Annotated in this window: 19 protein-coding genes; 4 read left to right on the top strand and 15 right to left on the bottom strand. The window is 36.0% G+C overall.

The genetic code is table 11. From position 1 onward, the window contains the following. The first annotated feature begins 5 nt into the window (after positions 1–5). Complete coding sequence (gene serA, locus J0M37_15910; GenBank protein MBN8586573.1) at positions 6–1,898, top strand: phosphoglycerate dehydrogenase; 1,893 nt, start codon at positions 6–8, stop codon at positions 1,896–1,898. Positions 1,899–1,942: 44 nt separating this feature from the next. Then, positions 1,943–3,229, top strand: coding sequence for an HlyC/CorC family transporter (locus J0M37_15905; protein MBN8586572.1), 1,287 nt, complete (start codon positions 1,943–1,945; stop codon positions 3,227–3,229). 9 nt (positions 3,230–3,238) lie between these two features. Here the strand turns inward: J0M37_15905 and J0M37_15900 are convergent, their stop codons facing one another. Further along, positions 3,239–3,613, bottom strand: a complete 375-nt coding sequence (locus J0M37_15900; protein MBN8586571.1) for a hypothetical protein — start codon at positions 3,611–3,613, stop codon at positions 3,239–3,241. A 163-nt stretch (positions 3,614–3,776) separates the two neighbouring features. Here J0M37_15900 and J0M37_15895 point away from each other — a divergent pair, with 163 nt between their 5' ends. After that, positions 3,777–5,081 carry an HlyC/CorC family transporter gene (locus J0M37_15895; protein ID MBN8586570.1) on the top strand — a complete coding sequence of 435 codons (1,305 nt, stop codon included), beginning with the start codon at positions 3,777–3,779 and terminating at the stop codon, positions 5,079–5,081. Between the two features lie 11 nt (positions 5,082–5,092). On the opposite strand, the gene J0M37_15890 is transcribed toward J0M37_15895, so the two are convergent. The 5 genes from J0M37_15890 to J0M37_15870 are packed head-to-tail and all read right to left on the bottom strand — an operon-like array spanning position 5,093 to position 10,223. Then, positions 5,093–6,550, bottom strand: coding sequence for a polysaccharide biosynthesis C-terminal domain-containing protein (locus J0M37_15890; GenBank protein MBN8586569.1), 1,458 nt, complete (start codon positions 6,548–6,550; stop codon positions 5,093–5,095). Between the two features lie 5 nt (positions 6,551–6,555). After that, entirely contained in the window at positions 6,556–7,584 is a 1,029-nt protein-coding gene (locus J0M37_15885; GenBank protein MBN8586568.1) for a glycosyltransferase, read from the bottom strand. Next, positions 7,577–8,500 carry a hypothetical protein gene (locus J0M37_15880; protein MBN8586567.1) on the bottom strand — a complete coding sequence of 308 codons (924 nt, stop codon included), beginning with the start codon at positions 8,498–8,500 and terminating at the stop codon, positions 7,577–7,579. The genes J0M37_15885 and J0M37_15880 overlap by 8 nt, the downstream gene beginning before the upstream one ends. Positions 8,501–8,504: 4 nt before the next feature. Then, positions 8,505–9,488 (bottom strand): GDP-mannose 4,6-dehydratase, encoded by a 984-nt coding sequence (locus tag J0M37_15875; GenBank protein MBN8586566.1) that lies wholly within the window; start codon positions 9,486–9,488, stop codon positions 8,505–8,507. An 18-nt stretch (positions 9,489–9,506) separates the two neighbouring features. After that, on the bottom strand, positions 9,507–10,223 hold the full coding sequence (locus J0M37_15870) for a hypothetical protein (GenBank protein MBN8586565.1): 717 nt from the start codon (positions 10,221–10,223) through the stop codon (positions 9,507–9,509). Between the two features lie 184 nt (positions 10,224–10,407). Here J0M37_15870 and J0M37_15865 point away from each other — a divergent pair, with 184 nt between their 5' ends. Then, on the top strand, positions 10,408–11,169 hold the full coding sequence (locus J0M37_15865; GenBank protein MBN8586564.1) for an FkbM family methyltransferase: 762 nt from the start codon (positions 10,408–10,410) through the stop codon (positions 11,167–11,169). On the opposite strand, the gene J0M37_15860 is transcribed toward J0M37_15865, so the two are convergent. The 9 genes from J0M37_15860 to J0M37_15820 form a co-directional block, all read right to left on the bottom strand. Next, positions 11,166–11,864, bottom strand: a complete 699-nt coding sequence (locus tag J0M37_15860; protein ID MBN8586563.1) for a WbqC family protein — start codon at positions 11,862–11,864, stop codon at positions 11,166–11,168. The genes J0M37_15865 and J0M37_15860 overlap by 4 nt on opposite strands. Before the next feature lie 18 nt (positions 11,865–11,882). Continuing rightward, on the bottom strand, positions 11,883–12,488 hold the full coding sequence (locus tag J0M37_15855; protein MBN8586562.1) for a PIG-L family deacetylase: 606 nt from the start codon (positions 12,486–12,488) through the stop codon (positions 11,883–11,885). A 27-nt stretch (positions 12,489–12,515) separates the two neighbouring features. Next, complete coding sequence (locus J0M37_15850) at positions 12,516–13,703, bottom strand: glycosyltransferase family 4 protein (GenBank protein ID MBN8586561.1); 1,188 nt, start codon at positions 13,701–13,703, stop codon at positions 12,516–12,518. Next, positions 13,700–14,359, bottom strand: coding sequence for a PIG-L family deacetylase (locus J0M37_15845; protein MBN8586560.1), 660 nt, complete (start codon positions 14,357–14,359; stop codon positions 13,700–13,702). Before J0M37_15845 ends, J0M37_15850 begins: the two co-directional genes overlap by 4 nt. A gap of 11 nt (positions 14,360–14,370) precedes the next feature. Continuing rightward, a complete protein-coding gene (locus J0M37_15840; protein ID MBN8586559.1) occupies positions 14,371–15,555 on the bottom strand; it encodes a hypothetical protein in 1,185 nt (394 codons plus the stop codon). Between the two features lie 75 nt (positions 15,556–15,630). Then, complete coding sequence (gene asnB, locus J0M37_15835) at positions 15,631–17,580, bottom strand: asparagine synthase (glutamine-hydrolyzing) (GenBank protein ID MBN8586558.1); 1,950 nt, start codon at positions 17,578–17,580, stop codon at positions 15,631–15,633. A gap of 4 nt (positions 17,581–17,584) precedes the next feature. After that, positions 17,585–18,319 (bottom strand): SDR family oxidoreductase, encoded by a 735-nt coding sequence (locus tag J0M37_15830; GenBank protein ID MBN8586557.1) that lies wholly within the window; start codon positions 18,317–18,319, stop codon positions 17,585–17,587. A gap of 1 nt (position 18,320) precedes the next feature. After that, positions 18,321–18,878 carry a hypothetical protein gene (locus J0M37_15825; GenBank protein MBN8586556.1) on the bottom strand — a complete coding sequence of 186 codons (558 nt, stop codon included), beginning with the start codon at positions 18,876–18,878 and terminating at the stop codon, positions 18,321–18,323. A 25-nt stretch (positions 18,879–18,903) separates the two neighbouring features. After that, the gene (locus J0M37_15820) at positions 18,904–19,191 is read right to left on the bottom strand and encodes a hypothetical protein (protein ID MBN8586555.1); all 288 of its coding nucleotides are present in this window, start codon (positions 19,189–19,191) and stop codon (positions 18,904–18,906) included. Position 19,192 lies beyond the last annotated feature (1 nt).

The following is a 19,192-nucleotide window of genomic DNA, read 5'->3' as shown; positions in this document are numbered from 1 at the left end:
TATTTATGAAAACTGACCGTTTTTTTATAATTGATTTTGACAGCACATTTGTTAAGATAGAAGCTCTTGATGAACTGGCTGCTATTGCTTTTAATAAACATCCCCGCAAGGATGCTTTATGCGCGCAGTTCAAAGCTCTTACAGATGATGCAATGTCAGGCAAGCTTCCTTTTGGCGATTCACTTGATACCCGCGTTAAATTATTAAACGCAAATAAAGACCACATTAAAAAGCTTATAAATAAGCTAAATAAACAGGTTTCTTCTTCAATTACCTCTAATTTATCATTTTTTAAGAAAAATGCTTCCAATATTTTTGTAATATCAGGGGGCTTTAAAGAGTATATTATACCTGTTGTAAACAGGTTCGGCATTGCAGCCGAAAATGTTTATGCCAATACTTTCACATTTGATAAAGCCGGCAACATTACAGGATTTGATAAAAAAAACCTGCTGGCAAAAAGCGGCGGAAAGGTAAAGCAGGTTAAAGCCTTAAAGCTCAGGGGAGAGCTTATTGCAATTGGCGATGGCTACACTGATTATGAATTGAAAAAATCAGGACTAATCAGCAGGTTTTACGCATTTACAGAAAACATCAAACGGCAAAATGTAATTAATAAAGCCGATCATATTACACCAAGCTTTGATGAATTTTTATATATATCCAAATTACCAATGAATATTTCTTATCCCAAGAACAGGATCAAAGTACTGCTGCTTGAAAATATCCACAAGGATGCCCATGACCTGTTCAAAAAGGAAGGCTACAGCGTTGAGGTTATCAATAAAAGCCTTACTGAAGATGAGCTTTCTGAAAAGATCAGGGATGTATCTATTCTTTGTATCCGCTCAAAAACCATAGTGTCAGAAAAAGTTATATCGAAGGCAGGGAAACTCCTGGCCGTAGGCGCATTTTGTGTAGGTACAAACCAGATCGATCTGGATGCATGCTTAAGCAGGGGAGTAATAGCTTTCAACGCTCCTTTCAGCAATACACGCAGTGTTGTTGAGCTTGTGCTGGGAGAAATTATCATGCTTATGCGGGGAATATTTGATAAAAGTAAAAATCTGCATAATGGCATATGGGATAAATCCTCAGCCGGCAGCTTTGAGGTACGCGGCAAAAAGCTTGGTATTATCGGGTACGGCAAAATTGGTTCACAGCTTTCTGTGCTTGCAGAAGATATGGGTATGGAAGTATATTACTATGATGTCCTTGAAAAGCTAGCTCTTGGTAACGCAAAAAAATGCCATTCAATGAAGGAGCTTTTCAAAAAAGCGGATATCATTACTGTTCATGTTGATGGCAGCGGGCAAAATACCGGGCTTATCGGTGAAAAAGAATTCCGGCAGATGAAACCTGGTGTTATTTTCCTCAATTTAAGCAGGGGTTATGTGGTTGATATCGATGCATTAAAAGCGAACGTATTATCCGGCAGGGTAAGAGGAGCTTCAATTGATGTTTTTCCGTATGAACCTGTAAGTAACGATGAAAAATTCACCAGCGGGCTTGAGAACCTGCCTAACGTTATACTTACCCCGCACATTGGTGGAAGTACAGATGAAGCACAGCGCGATATTGCAAATTTTGTTCCCGGAAAGATCATCGATTTTGTGAACAGCGGTAATTCTTTTTACAGCGTTAATTTTCCCAATATTCAGCTTCCGTCATTTCAGAATGCGCACAGGCTGATACATATTCACCACAATGTGCCGGGCATACTAGCCAGGATAAATTCGGTTTTTGCAGGACATAATATTAATATTATCGGGCAGTACCTCAAAACAAATGAGCTTATAGGGTATGTTATTACTGATATAAGTAAAAAGTATGACCCGAAAGTAATAAATGAATTAAAGAAAATAGATCATACTATTAAATTCAGGATTTTATATTAACATCATTATCCGTTAATTTTGACAAAAATTTTAAATAACCAAATTTGCTTACTCAGGCATTATTAATATTTGTTCTTATTCTTGTTAACGCAATTTTTGTGGTAACAGAGTATGCTATTATCAGGGTACGTACTGCTGAAATTGATAATCTTGTAAGCAAAGGCAATACAAGGGCAAAGCTGGCTAAAACAATAATCAGTGATCTTGATAAATATATTTCAGCCACACAGCTTGGAATTACTTTTGTAAACCTTTTGCTTGGCTGGGTAGGTGAAGATATTTTTATTCATCTTCTTGAGCCTGTTTTTATTTCTCTTGGTATCTCTGATTCATTCAGCCAGACGCTGGCGGTTATATTCGGACTTCTCATAATAACTTATTTTACTATAACTATCGGTGAACTTGCTCCAAAAGCTTTCGCTATAAGAAAATATCTCGGGGCGACACTTTGGCTTTCTTACCCGCTGCTTATATTTTATAAAATTTTTAAACCATTTATCTGGCTGCTTAATGTTTCAGCAGCTCTTATTATCAGGCTTATGGGGATAAAACCGCTGCTTAACGATAGCGGTATAAACAGCCAGGAAGAAATCCTGCAGGTTATAAGAGAAGGCAGGAAAACCGGATTAATTGACCAGACTGAGCATCAGCTTATAGAAAAAATATTCGATTTTAATGATAAGCTTGTCAAAGAAATAATGGTTCATCGCGGGCAAATGGTAGTTCTTAATATTGATGATCCCAGGGATAAGATCTATGAAATAGTTACCGAAGAAGGCTATTCCAGGATACCGGTTTACAAAGATACTATTGATAATATAATAGGCATTATTTACTCTAAAGATCTTATTTCGGCTTCTGAGCACAGGCAGCTTATTTCACTCAATGATATTATACGTCCGGCTTATTTTGTGAATGAAACAAAAAATATCGGTATTCTTCTCAGGGAGTTTCAGAAGCAGAAAGTACATATTGGAATAGTTGTAAATGAATACGGCGGCGTTGAAGGTCTGGTTACAATGGAAGATATCATCGAAGAAATTACCGGGGAAATAATGGATGAGTACGATATTGAATCACCTGATATCATCAAAGGCAAAAACCAGGAGTATATAGTAAACCCCTTCATCCCGGTTGAAGAATTCAACATGAAATTCAATGCATCCTTACCGCTGGATAAAGGCTACAATACTCTGGGCGGATTTTTATACAATGTTACCGGTCACATCCCTTCTTTGTACGAAAGGATCGATTATTCAGGATTTACATTCATAATAGCCGCAAAACAGCGCAATACCATTAAACAGGTTAAGGTAATAAAAAATGCATGACAATTTCCGCTATCTTACCTTAACCGGCAGCTCGCTGCCAATTATGAACTGACCGTTAACACTCTGAATATCAACCGGTATTTTATCCCCGAAAACGCTCCTGCCGTTTATAGAGCTGATATCAATTTTCAGGTTTTTACTCGAGCTGCCGTCTATTCTCTGCAGATCTACCGGCATATATCCCCCCGAAACTGAGGAACCACCGATCGATTTAATATTAACATCCTGAACTGTATCATAAGCGTTTGCCTCGCCGGGTGAAAAATATATGTTAGCAGTTATAAGCAATAGGCACACTGCAATAACTGTAAGTACCGTTTTTGAGTATTTATCAAGGTTTACAGTGGTTTTTACAGATTGCAGATTTGTATTAATTTCTGACATTGAACGCAGTTCCTTTCTTATATAATGCACTGTAAATAAAAGTGCAGTGTATTTTGATTAGTATATTTGTTATATTTACAGTGAAAATAATGTATTTACAGTAAAAAAAGTGAGTAAAAGTTCGGTTTTTTGTGTAAATTTTTGTAAAGTTAATACCCGGTAAATGCAGGTCGAAAGTATACTGTTTGAAGTAATTTTAGTTCTGCTAATAATATTTGCAAATGCTTTTTTTGTAGCTGCGGAATTTGCAATTGTGAAAGTACGTTCTACCCAAATACAGCCCCTTGCTGAAAGCAACAATAAACGTGCTAAGGTTACTGTCAAGATACTTTCTAACCTTGATGCTTATCTATCAGCTTCACAGGTTGGTATTACCATGACCTCTCTCGGGCTGGGCTGGGTTGGTGAGCCGGTGACGGCAAAGCTTTTAAGTCCGCTGTTCACAATGTTCGGCATGACAAATCCGCAGACCATACATACTCTTTCAATTATTATCGGATTCATTTTCCTTACCTTTCTGCATATTTCCCTTGGAGAACAGGCTCCTAAAATGCTTGCTATTAAATCGCCGAAATCTGTTTCACTCATAGTTGCTATACCTTTAAACCTGTTCTATATTACTTTTAAACCAATAGTGTGGATGCTGAACCATGCCGCCAATTTTATTTTAAGGCTCATTGGGATCCAGCAGGTACCTGATTCTGAGCGAATTAACTCTGAAGAAGAGCTGAGACTGCTTATATCTGAAGGCAGAAAGTCAGGTGCTATAGACCAGACCGAACACCAGCTCATAGAAAAGATCTTTGAGTTTAATGATAAACAGGCAAGCGAAATTATGGTTCCAAGAAACCATATGATAGCTATTAACCTGGAAGACTCACGAGAAGAAATTTTCCAGAAAGTAACAGAAGAAGGATTTTCAAGGATCCCGGTTTACAAGGAAACCATTGATAATATTGTTGGTATAATTTATACCAAAGATCTTATTTCTGCTTCTGAACACAGGGAGCTTATTGCCCTGCAGGATATCATCCGTCCGGCATTTTTTGTTTCATCAACCAAACAGATAGGCAACCTGCTTAAGGAAATGCAGCGCAGCAAGGTGCATATGGCCATTGTAGTGGATGAATACGGCGGTGTTGAAGGATTAGTTACAATTGAAGATATTATCGAGGAAATTGTCGGCGAGATACAGGATGAATATGATGTTGATGAAACCCAGGATGTTGTCAGTGAAAAAAGCGGGGTGTACCTGGTCAACCCGATAATTTCAATTGAAAATTTCAATACAAGGTTCAAAACCAGCCTGCCCGAAGACCCGGATTACCAGACATTAAGCGGGTTTCTACAGAAAGTTACAGGGCATATTCCCGAGGTTTACGAAAGGATAGATTTTAAGGGAATGAGCTTTGTAGTAACTAAAAAATCAGGAAACCGGATAGTACAGGTTAGGGTTCAGAAGATCTGATATAACTCATTTTAGTCCTGTTTTTCTGGCTGTTTGCTTTTTCCAATAGTCTTTATCCTGCCGAGTATCATTTTCATTTCATCTGAATTGCGGAGATTCACATACAAATATGCTGCCGCTGAAATAAAATAAATTGCAGCCAGGCCTGCTCTTACTGGTAGGTTGATATCATAATAATAGCTTGCCGCAACAATAAGTGCTGCTGGTATAAACAAAGCCGCGACCCTTAAATATCCGTAATCCACTGGATATAATTTTTGAGAGATCCATAAAGTTAACGCAAAGATAAGAAAATTCGCTGTCATTATTGAAAGCGCTGCGCCAACTGCGCCTATTGCAGGAGTAAGCAGAAAATTCATTGCAATATTTACTGCAGCGGCTGTCAGCGTGATCCAGATAGTATGCTGCGCCTTTTTTGTTACTGCAATCCCTATCGAAACAATAAAATACCCGCTGAAAAATACAACGCTCATACATAAAAACGGCACAACGGCTTTAGCTGAATAATAAGCCGGCTGGGTAAATACCTTTAACAGGTCAATTGAGAACATCGAAATAAAAAATACTGCCAGTATATTTACTACAAAATATATAAAGAATACTTTGGCGTAGATCTTCTTTGCATTGGGTTCGTATTGGATATCCATTGCATAAGGGGACCATGCCATCTGAAGCGCTCCTGAAACAAGTCCCAGAAATGATGCCAGCTTAAAACCGACAGCATAAATGCCAATATCAGCAATATTCCTGTAATGAGCCAGAAAATACCTGTCTGTAGTTGTCAGGATCCATACTGCGAATGCCGTGCCGATCAATGGACTTCCGTAAGCGAGTATTTTTTTAGCCCAGCTAAATGAAAAATGTATGCCATACCTTCTGAAAACATAATAAACAGTAAAACACGCCATTATTCCGTAACATATCACACTTGCCAAAATTGCGCCCCATACTCCTTTTTTAAGTATGAGTATAAAATAAATATTGAGCCCGATATTTATAAGCAGGTTTGTCACTGATACCCATGTAAAGATCCATGGTCTTTTTTCAAACCTGATAAGATCGGTAAAAAAGGAATAAATTGACTGTACTGCAAGCGATATACCTGTTAATATAAAGAATAAGGAATAATCTTTACCGAAAATTAAAAATGTAAGTTTGTGAGAGAGTAACCCAACAATAACAAAAGCTGCTGCTGCAAAAGTAATTCTGATTAAAAGGATGGAAGAGACCATTACTGGCCGCTCTTTCATATGTTCTTTTCTGAAATAATAATAGCTTAATGAGGAATCAGTACCGGAAACTACGAGGTATATGCTGATAATCGATACTGTTCCAAGCAAATCTAAAATTCCATAATCTTCCGGAGTAAGTAATGCAGTGTAAAGCGGGAGCAAAAAAACCCCGATAAACTTTTGTATATACGTGCTTAAACCGTATATCAGCGTTTCTTTAAAAAAACGCTTAAGCAATTCTCTTACGCCTTTTCAAATAGAGCATAAAATTTTTTTGATGTTTTTTTTGCATTATGAAATTTCTCCACAAACGCACGGGATCTAATGCCGCGTTCTATCAATTGAGATGGGTTTGAAAGAATATTATATAATGTATCATATAATGTATCTGGACTTGCATTGTAGATAGGACACTCGTCTGCTATCAAGTCCCATGAATCTTCCCTGACATAACATACTACGGGTTTGTACATTGCCATTGCTTCTATAGAAAACAGTCCGTAGATACCGGTCAACATTTGGTCAATTATTAAGTCAGATTTTTCTATTTCATTATAAAGCTCATTTATGGATATATTAGTAATTGTAATAAATTCAAAGTCAAAATTATCTTTGAGCCGGTTAATTACTTCAACAATATACTTAGTACCTTTGTAAACAGGATTTGAGGGTGCATGTAGTATCCGTAGTTTTGGATTTAATTTCTTTTTGTTATATTTTTCAGTCGGAAACTTTTCGGGGTTTACCGGAAAGTAAGCTCTAATAAAATCTCTTTTTAAATATCCCGATGCTTCCTGGGGTGCTACTATGAAATCAAATTCTCTTTCTATCTTTTCGATGATTGATTTCTTGGCTTCAATATCGCAGCCAACAAATTTTTTATAACTATCTTCACAATCTTTACATGGATTCCACCGATATTTTTCAACTAATTCCGGTATCCTGATATCACATCCGGTAAATACCATCATACATTTTTTTCCGAAGAATCTTAAGATCTTAATATCTCTATAATCAGGAAGCAAAGTGGACGATGAATCATATATAAAATATTTATATCTCAAAATTAATTTACCCATAAGGATTAATTTTTGGATAATTCTGAATACCCGAATATTACTGTACCTAATAATGAAATCGGTTTCGTAACCAAAAGTGTGTTCTCTGTAAGAGTAAAAATCAGATACTATTCCGTTTTCTTCAAAACCAGCTTTTAACCTGGTGCAAACACCAGCTGTATTATTTAAGCCTAAAAAAACTCTTTTATTCATTTGATGTTGCTGCTATCTGCCTGAGTTTTAAAACTATATAGCTATCGTGAGTTGATAATTTTACTTCTTTTAATTGATTATCTGAAAATTGATCTTGTGCAGAACTAATATATATTACTGTTCCGGGTTTTTCAAACGAATTATTTTCATAAATCGGTTTAACTGAAAGAATCTCATATTCTACATTCTCAATTGTAATTTGAGGATTTTGCATCGGCGGAAAGATGAATCCTCGAAACCAATTAAATAATGAACGAGTGTCTTTATTGAAAAATAATGCATTATCAATAATTTTATGATCAGTACTCCAGTTAATTGTTTTGTTTGAGTAATATAATGCTTTGGAATTGTCTTGTTTAATTCTATTATTAGTGCCATCCAGAATACTATCAACACTTTCCTCAAACAGTTTTATGCATTCATCTGTTGCTTTAAGAAATGCTTCATTAGCATTCATATTTTCTATATTAAAGAATTTTTGTGATATTACATCACCTCTATCAATTCCTTCGTCAATGTAATGAAGTGAAACTCCATGTGCCGTTTCTCCGTTAATGAGCGCAAATGTTACTGGGGCTATTCCTCTGTATCTCGGTAACGCAGATAAATGTGTGTTCACTACCCCGTGAGGTAAGAGATTGAGTAAATCTTTTTTGAGTATTTTGTCATAATAAATCGAAAATAAAAGATCAATTTTACTTTCTAATATATTTTTCTTCAGATTCTCATGATCTGCTTCTACTATTCTAATATTATTTGTATTTGCCCACTTCCTGAATGATAGCTGCCAGCTATCAATTCCTTTATCTGATATGTTTGGAGTTACAAATACAACGTCTATGTTTTTTGTTAAAAGGATTTTTGTACATTCTATTGCAATATTTTTTTGACCACAAACAGCAACTCTTTTTATCATAGATTTACCAATATCTTTTTCTGTTTACTTTGTAATACTCGATGGTTTTTTTAATTCCCTCTTCTATAGAAATTTCAGGTTTCCAGCCGATAGCCGCATTTATCTTTGATATATCTGCATAATAATCGCCGGGTTCCAGCGCTTTCCTCTCTGATGTGAACTCCGTATGATCAACTTTTCCTGTTCCTGCAATGGAGATGATCTTTTTTGCAAGGTCCAAAAAGCTCAAAGGCACCCCGGAACCGATATTATAGACTTCACCGTAAACATTTTCAGATCCGGCAACTGCAAGCATGGATTTCGTTAAGTCATCAATATATAAATAATCCCTTAATATTCTGCCATCACCGAAAATTGGTATAACCTCATTATCCATTGCTTTGCGTATGAACCAATTGAATACTCCGTATTCATCGTGTGCCATCTGGTGACGCGGTCCAAAGGTATTTGTAATGCGCAGGCAAACAGACTTAATATGATGCAAGTTATGATATGTGAGAACAATTCTTTCAGCAGCAAAATTTGTTATTGCGTAAATACCTATGGGGTTAATAGCGTGATTTTCAGCAACAGGCAGTGTCAATGATGAGCCGTATTCACCCCTTGTTCCTGTAAATATAACCCTTGCTAACGGATTATTCATTCTTAATGCTTCCATTAAGACCAGTGTACCTTCAACATTGATTGACAGGTCATTTAATGGATCCTTAACACTGTCAACATGATTTACCTGTCCCGCTATATGAAAAATATAATCCATCCCTTTTACAAGATGGTTCATGGAAGTTGGATTCCTGATATCGGAAATATTTACTTTTACTTTATCTTTTACAGGCTCAATATTGAAAAGATTACCGCCCTGCCGCGGAAGCATATTATCCACAATTAAAACTTCAGCGCCTGCTTCCGCAAGTCTTATGCTCAGGCTGCTTCCTACGAACCCAAGTCCGCCGGTAACCAATACTTTTTTTGATCTGAAATTTAACATTAACAGTTATTAATATTATTAAATTATATTATCCCTTAAACAGATATAAGCAATATCTTTCATCCTGAAAGTTTCAATTCCTTCGTTCCTGCATTTCTTCAGCAGGTTTATCAGCAGGTCCCTTGTACCCGGCACTTCTGTATTTTTGTACTCCAGAAGTTTTTTGGGATCATTAAAGAAATTTTTTGCCTCACTGTACCTGTATTTATTTTCTGTATTAAGATATATATGTATCGGATGAAAGTCTAATATTATCATTTCATTGGCGGTGATATCAATTTTGGGGTCTTCAAATGAGTATCCGTATGCCCAGTGAACATCATCTTCCCAGTTAAATGGTATTCTGATAAGGTTGTTCCAAAGCCGTATCGGCTTTAAACCAGTTTGATATGGCATTAATGTGTTTGATTCATAAAGAAGCTTTTTATCTGCGAACTTCTGAAGCATAACAACACTTTGCATCATTGTATGTGTTCTTATTCCGACAGCTTCAGGGTGTATATCCATTATATCATCAAGTATGTCTTCGAAAGATTTATCACTATCACCTCTTAAAAGCTGGTTAAAATTGGGATGGATCCCTATTTCGAAGAGCTTTTTATCTGATTTTGAGAGGTTTAATGAGTGATGAGTTGAAAAAAATGTGCATTTAACTCCAAAAAGCTCAAACAAATTGAGAGTATCTTCAATTACTTCTTCAGGGGCCCAGTCTATATCACAGGTAAATGCCAGCATTTTCTATGGATTTTTTTTTGATAAGTTCAAATATAACATAATTTAAATTAAAATTAGTTAATATAAAATAGTATATTCAAATTTAATATAATTGTATACTTAATTTGGAATACATTGTATTCAATTTATACTTTGGTTAATTTAGTAACCATTATTAATACAGAAATAAATAAATGCAGGTATAATGTCGGGTAAGGTAACAAATTTTTTTAAAATGGCATCGCGTCTGAAACTTGGCAGCTTAATAACCTTTTACAGGCTGAAATATTTCACCAAAGATGATAAAAATTTGCACCGGTTCCGTATGAAAAACGGATTATCGCTAAATGTTAATAAAAACCAGGGTGACCTGACGACATTATTCGAGGTTTTTGTTGATGAAGATTACAAATTCGGTGAAAGTACCTCCGAAAAACTGAATATTATTGATATTGGCGCTAATGTTGGATATTTTTCGTTATATATAACTAAAAAATTCCCCAACGCAAATATTTATTCTTTCGAACCATTTCCTGATACATTCACGAGGCTAGATGAGCATTTAAAACTTAATAAGGCTGTTAATGTTAAGCCTTACAACCTGGCAGTATCTGATTTTGAAGGAACTTCCAAATTCTATTCATTCGAATGGACCGGATGTAATACCATGATAGACGGTGAATTTGATGAATCTTTATCAAAAGTAACAGAAGTTAACTGCGTAAAATTTGACGACCTGCGAAAGCTTACCGGTTCTGAAAAATTTGAATATGCCAAAATAGATTGTGAAGGTAGTGAATATCCAATGCTTCTGAACTCATCAGATGATGCATTAAAAGCAGTTAAAAAATATATTATAGAAGTACATAATTCAGATAAGTACAGCAAGGATGACCTTGCAAAAAGATTTTCAGATCTGGGCTATAAACTCCACCGCACTGATAACCTTCTGATAGCGGAAATTTAGCTTTCCGCTTTTTTTCTTCCGAGTAAAACTTCCAGGCTTTCAGGACCGCAATTAAAAATAAGATCAAGAATGTTCATATAAGGCTGAAATTCATCTGAGTTGAATTGTTTGTAAACAGGGTGGTGATATTTCTGAAAAATTATTTTTAAGCCGCTGCTGTTCCACAGATCCATATCCAGGTAGTTAATACCTTCAGCCCCTGAAATATAAGTATCAGCATTAACATGCCTGTTAATATCAATTAATGCCTGTGTGCTAGTAGTAGTGATATCAGGCAATTCACTGCTTTTTACAAACTTTGTTTTTAAGCCTAATTGACCTGCAGCGGTAAGTATAATTTTACTGTTTAATTCTGAAATTAACTCTATATCAGAATTATATATATTCTCATAAGCTGGAGCATATTCTTTAAAAAATGGTGCTCTTCCGTATATTACCTTAATTGATCTCCAGTTTTTGGCAAGATTCTTTCCGGGGTCTTTTATCTTAACTTCCATTATTTTCTGTCCGAAATCATGCAAGATAGGAAGCGATATCCATTGCCAGCTGTTGCCGGTACACAGCTTATTCCTGTTCTGCCAGTCATTTTTTTTGAATTGTGTGGTATCATATAAAACGAAGATATCGCTGTTATAGGCTTTTTCAAAAAAACCCAGGTAAGGCAGGTAATTAGGCTGGTGTATTGTGCATATCATATTTTTAGGGCAGTATTATTATTCAATTACCTTTATAACATCAAAACCTTCAACATACCTGTCATTGAGCAGGATATCAAATGCCCTGTATTCTGCCAGACCCTCAACAGCTCTATCAGCCATGTAGCCTTTGCCGCCCTGTGAGGAATGGATCTTTACTGCTTTAACTTTGAGGCCGATATAATCCGTGATATCTACAAAATAATTGGGAGAAAATTTCCTTGATGTACTTGGTGTTTCATAAGCGTATACTTCTTTTACTGTTCTGCATGCCACCATACAAGCGTTATATGTAGCCCGGTGGTCCTGGTGAGTATCTGATTCAGTTGGAATAAAAACAGCATCAGGATCGAGCTGTTTAATATACTTTTCAATTATAGTAATAGTTTCTGGACCTTCACTAATGAACCTGTCAGGCAGATCTTCGATGAACAGCTTCGCTTTAATTAGAGAGGCAGATTCTACAGCTTCATCAATTCTGTTAGTGTTTTCTGTACCGCCTTCTCCTTTGGTTAATACAAGAAAGTTGACATCATCTCCTTTTTTCTTGTACTTTGCCATTGTTCCAAAGCATCCAAGTTCTATATCATCAGGGTGTGGTCCTATTGCAAGTATTTTTTTCATATATGATGTAATTAATTTATACTTTGCTTATTTATTATTAAAAATTATAAAAATTCGTTCCATTCTGTCTGCAACTGCTTCTAAGGAATAAAACCTGTCAACACTTTCACGCATATTTACGAATCTGTTGGGATCATTAAGAATATTCAATATCGAATTTTTATAATCTTCCAATGATTCCGGTATCTCGCCAATTTCTTTAAGGTTCGGTCCAAGATAATTCTTTAATGCATTTGAAACAACAGGTGTATTGCAAGCCAGGCTTTCAAGCGGTGCAATACCTATTCCCCCGAAATAATCATCCCTTAGATTTAACAATACATATACATCAGCTGCGCAGTAATATTTATACAGTTCAATATTCAGCACTCTTCCAACTATTATAGCTCCTGATCTTTCAGCAAGGTCATAATATTCTTCTCCCCATTTGCCTTTTTCTTCATTACCAACAATCAATAGTTCAGTTTCAGGCTTTGACTTTTTGATCTCCAGCCAAATTTCGATAAGCTTATCAACCTGCTTATATTTGTACAGTTTTCCAACATACAGAATATATTTTTTGTTTTTATCTAGCTTTAACAGATCCCGTGCTTCATTTCTGGTTATATTTTTGAACCTGTGAATGTCCAGTCCGGTTGAAAAAATCTCATATTTAAATCCGGGATATGCCATTTTTATGAATTTCACCTGGTTTATATCACAAATCAAAAAGTAACTGATATTTTTAAAGGTTAATTTTTCAGCCATCTTGCCAAGTAAAGCCTTCACTTTACGCAGACCTGTTGTATTATTGTATAAAAAGAACGGTGACCAGTCGCCGTGATGCGTTGTAATTATTTTTGCCCCCTTCAAAAAGTAGGCTGCCTGGTACGTTTGCCAGTTGTGTGTATGAACAACAAAAAATATTGTGCCGTGGTTCTGTTTTTCTCTTTTAAGCTCTTTAATATAATTCCATGAAAAATATCCCAGTTTGCTTAAATGAGCTGCTTTGAACACTCTGTATTTTATGTTATCAATATTTTTCTCATAATATTTTTCTTTGCAATAACCATCAATTCGCCAGACTTCAGTTGAATATTGTTTAAGATAATTGTTAAACAGCCTGCCAAAAGTACTTCCAAATCCGTAGGTGTAGAACCTGTTCTCCGTATCCGGTTTAACAGGGAACTGGCTTGGCTCATAATTAAAACACAATACTACAATTTTATGCTTCATAACTTAAGATGGTACACTTCGAATGCTTCAGCATATTCAACGCCAAACTGAGCGCCGCGGGCTCTCATAAGACCTTTCATTACTTCTTTTGAAAAGTAGTAACCTCCGCTTTTGGTGGTTGACCATTGTGATTTATATGATTGAGCTGCCTTAATTTTTAAATTTACCAGTTCTAATGGAATGTTTACATGCATGTTCGGCATAAAATCATATCCGCTTCTTATTACTTCATAGCCAAATATTGTCTTTTCCCTGAAAAGCCTTATGACTTCATCTGCCAGCACAATATGATCCTGGTGTATATCATGAATTGGGGGAGTGAAAACAACATCCACATCTGTTTTTGTAGCAATATCGTACAGTATATTTCTGATTTTAGAGCGGAAATCATGGAAAATCCTTGTAGGAATATCATAGACAGTACATGGTACCTTATCCAGACCCAGGATCCTGAAAGATTTATCTTTTTCTTTCAGGTTTCTAAGCTTGCCGTCTTCATAGCGGTCAGACATTACATATATCTTAAGATTAATTGTATCAAGATATTTAAGTATAGTTCCTGAACACCCGACTTCAAAATCATCAGGATGCGCTCCAAAAACAACAACATTCTTTTTTTTACCGGGTTTTCGTTTGGAAATTATGCTGTCTATCATATTATTATTTATCAATGTTTTGGTTTTTTTACCAGGAATAGCCTGCGCATAAGTAGAAATAACACGGCATTTATATAAAGTATCAGAAGGAAAAAATACATGAAGGTTTTAATTCCTACATAATAAAAACCGTTCTTTACAATCGGAAAATTATTTGAGAACAGGTATAAATAGTAGTTAAAATTCCCGTAAAATATATTGATCAGTTTTTTTAAGATCCTGTTTTTCCATTCAGGCATGGAAAATACAACATTTTCGTAATACTTGAAATAGTCTTTACCGACTAAAGAGCGTTTGGTAAGTAAAACACTATCCTGTATTATCTGATCTTCTCTCCTGAAAGTGTGTTTATTTGCAATTTCAACTGCATTAAGATAGTCATTGAAATCAGAAAGCTTGAACCTGAAGCCGTATGTTGGATCAACTACATACCATTTTTTGTGTTTACTTGAAAAAATTTCACACACTACATGTAATGGGTAGCCTATATTATCTGAAAATCCGACTTTATCATCATCACCGCCCTGCAGGTTAACTAATCTGCAGGGTACCCCGAACCTTATGCAGATCTCCTGGAATATCACGCAATTTCTTCCGCATTCTGCAATTCCAAGCTTATCAATGTTTGAATTGAAATAGCTGAAAACCTGGTTTATCAGTGTATCATTGCTTGCAAGCAGTTCATCATTAACAAGTATTGATTTATTTATCCTGAACTCAGAGGGATCTTTTGAAAATTCATTCAGATTATTTATTAGAACAGAGCTGTAAAATATCTGGTTGTAAAAGATCTTATCTTCCTGTGACCTGGAAACAACAAAATATACTGAATCATAATCATGGGAATCTTCAAATTTTATATAAATTTTATTGATCTTGTCATATGAGCTGTCAGGGTAAGAAAAACTTACTGTATCATAATAATCATTTGGCTTATTGCTGTTTTGCCTGCTGAATCTTTTGTTGCCTTCAATTGCTATATTATCCTTACTTATCAGCTTAAGATTGATCCTGTTAAAATTATCATATTCAACCGGAAAAGAATAAACACTATTCAGGCTGACAATTGGAATATAAGAGCTGCTTCCCCAGGCCTTATCAAATAAGGTACTTAAAAGGAACAAAACAGCAATTGATAATACTGTTAAAACCAGTATCCTTTTAAAGGAATAAGATTCAAGAATAAATTTTATCAAATAGTTTTAATATTTTAACTAAATTAATGTAAATATTACAAATTTAATACTTAATTAATTTTCAGTTCTTATACTTTAAAGAATTGATTTATATCTAAACAGCTTAAGGAAATTATTCAGGCTCAGCATTCGCCAAATTTCCCAGCCATAATCTTTTTTACCTGAAAAATGCAGCTCCAGGTTATCTACAAGTTTTTTCCTGTTTACAAAATCAAATAATGCGCTGTTATTTTCAGTCAACTCATCCATGATCATACTTTTCAGTGAATTGTGAGTCCATTCAGAGAAAGGGACCGGAAATCCCAGCTTATCTTTTCTGTTCACCACTTCATCAGGCAGGTATGGTTTCATTGCGCTGCGGTATAAAGGGCGCGAAACACCTTTATGGGAAAGATACTTTGATCTCAAATTTATACCGAATTCCACAAGCCTGTAATCCAGGAACGGAACACGGCTTTCTATTGAATGCGCCATTGAAGACCTGTCTTCATAATGCAGCAAAGCAGGGATCGTCATGTTCCTGATAAAGTGATATGAAAGGCTGCTTAAATAGCTGCCGAATTTTTTAGCAGGTTCCACATCAAAATAAAGCGAGTCTTTTTCCATTTCATTCAGTAAAGCTGTGTTGATGATCTCAAATCTTGCTGAAAGCTTTGAGCGTGTCATATATCCGTATTGCCTCGGGAAGAGCCAGCTTGTAAAAGAGTGCAGCCCGTTTTTATTAAAGAATTTCAGGAAGTTAGGTGATTCTGCAGCTATTTTGAAAATATTTTTATCCCGTAAAACACCTCGCAGGTATGCCCCCATCTGAAAATACCCGCCGAATACTTCATCTCCACCCTGGCCATCAAGCAAAACCTTGACCTTTTCACTCGCTTTTTTCATTACATACCATTGGGGGTATAAACCGGGTCCTTCTGTGGGTATTTCCTGGTAATAACACAGTTCATTAAACACCTTAACGAATTCTTCTTCTTTCGGAATAATCTTATTCGGCGAACATGAAAATTTTTGGTTTACTATATCAATATAAAATGATTCATCACAGCTTTTTTCCTGCCAAACCGCAGAAAATGTTTCCAGGTTGTTTTTCCCTACATCTGTTGCCAGGGATACTATACTTGATGAGTCAAACCCTCCGCTAAGGCAAGTACCAACAGGTACATCACTTCTGAACCGGAGCTTTATCGAATCTTCCAGAAGATTTACAAGTGTTCCCTTCAGCTCATTTTCGCTTTTTTCAATATGGATTGCTTTGGCTATATCATAATACTGGCGTGTTGTAACATTCCCGTTTTCATATATAAGGAAATGCGAAGCTTTCAGGGATTTTATATCTTCCAAATATGTATCTTCAGTATTTAATCTGTTGCCATAGATAAGGTAATAAGGAATTTTTTTCCTGTTGATGTTTACATTAAAATCACTGTAAAGTGCCAATGGCTTAAGTTCCGAAGAAAAAGCAAAGTAATTTTCACTGTGGATATAATATAATGGTTTTACTCCAAAACGGTCCCGGGCAATAAACAGCCTTTTTTTGGATCTATCCCAAAGTGCAAAAGCCCACATACCATTGAATTTATTAAGGCAGTCAGTTCCCCAGTGTAAATAGGAATTTATTATTACTTCGGTATCAGAATTGGTGCTGAACCTGTAACCTGCGGTTTTTAACTCATCTCTTAGTTCCAGGTAGTTATAGATTTCCCCGTTGAATGTAATCCACACACTGCCATCCGGATTACTCATCGGGCCATGGCCATGTTCGCTGAGATCGATTATTGCAAGCCTTCTGTGGGCTAAGATCAGGTCTTCACTTGAATTATTTTTAAACGAGATATAAGGATATTTATTTTTAATAGCGGCTGATGAATCCGTTCCTGAAAATTTTTCATGAGTGCAGCGTTCAGTATTTATTACTACATAACCTTCATCATCGGGACCCCTGTGTTTTAACAGTTCATTGGCCTTTATTATTTTTCGCTTCAGGTTATCATCTGCGGTAATTAAACCGTTTATTCCGCACATCCGGCTAGAATAATCCTCCGTTTAGGTTTATTGTCTGGCCGGTAAGGTATTTTGATTCTTCAAGGCATATATATTTAATGCACTCAACTATTTCCATTGGGTCGCCAAAGTTTTTTACGGGAATAGATTCTTTGATCTGTCCCCGGATCTCCTCAGGTATCTGGTAAAGCAGACCGGCATCAAAATAACCCAGTGAAATGAGATTTGCAGTAATATTGTTCTTAATTACTTCTTTGCTGATGGTTTTGCACAAGCCGCCAAGCCCGGCTTTTGATGCTGCATATGCAGCAGTTCCCGCTACGCCTATTTGCGGAACCACTGAAGAAATATAAATGATCCTGCCGAACCGGCTTTCCTTCATTACAGGAAGTACATGTTTTGTGCATAAGAACGGGCCCGTTAAATTAACGCTTATAACCCTGTTCCAGTCATCTGCACTTAGCTTCCAGCTCATTGCATTTATGGAAATACCTGCATTATTTATAAGTACATCAATACTTCCAAGATCATTTTTTACGTTGTTTACAAGCTCCGCAACTTCTTCTTCTTTGGTAATATCAGTTTTATAAGCTTTGATCTTTGAGTTAAGGTCTTTAATTTCTTTTATGCTTTCGGCAATGCTGTTTTCATTGCTGTTGAACTGCAATGCAAGATTGTGTCCTGCATTTGCCAGGCCCAGGGTAAAATGTTTGCCTAAGCCCCCTGATGCACCGGTTAACAGTATATTAAGTTTTTTCATTTTATTTACCTGCAAGTACTAATTCATACGTTTGGTTTCTTACTTTTTCAAGATCAGCCAGCATGAACAGCTCTTTATTATTCCTGATGCTGTCTATTTTCCATCCCATCCTTAAAAATAGTATGATAGATCCGTTATTCGTTTTTGGCCAGAACCCTTCCTGGTGAGTGAAGCCGGCATCAAGCCCGGCCTGGCACAATTTTATGATATGCAGCTTGGCAAAATTAAAGCTGCGTGTATCTTTTCTTGCATAAGTGCAGTGATTATGAATGATCTTATCGTAAACAGATGAGAAATTGACAAAGCAGATCTCGTCTTTTTCATTTAAGATAGTAAAGCTGAATTTGAATTTATCTTTTAAAGGGTTTAAAAAATATTCGCGGGATTCTTCACTCCAGCCGTATTCACGGCTGTATTCCCGGCGTATGCTGTTAACAAAATCCATGAAATCGCCGGTTCTGCTTTCCATCATCTCACTTGTGATGTGTTCTATCCTGAAGCCGTTTTCAGCAAGCTTTGCCGAAACAAATTCATGAAAATTTATATCGTAAATAGCCATAATTATAAAAGGTGAGACGTGTAATTTATGTGCCGAAATTTTTTGTTAAAACCTGTCTTATTACATAGGCCACAGAAACAATGAGCACTATATAAAATATCAAAGTAATGAATGAATATTTGTTGACAGTGTATTTTTTAAGCATTCCCCGCCAGCCACACTCCCTGCATTTGTACAGGTTTGCAACCCTGGAAAGCTTAATTGACGTTTCCAGTAAGTTTTTAGTCCTGCTTCTTCTTATCGTTCCTATTTTGCCGCAGGATGGACACTTTGATGTTTCAGGAAAAGATTTAAAAAATATTCTTAGCTGCAAT

This window comes from Ignavibacteria bacterium, from assembly GCA_017303675.1.
Lineage (GTDB): Bacteria > Bacteroidota > Ignavibacteria > Tepidaquicellales > OLB5 > OLB5.
The sequence above is the reverse complement of the archived record's forward strand: the minus strand, read 5'-3'. Positions and strand labels throughout refer to the sequence as shown.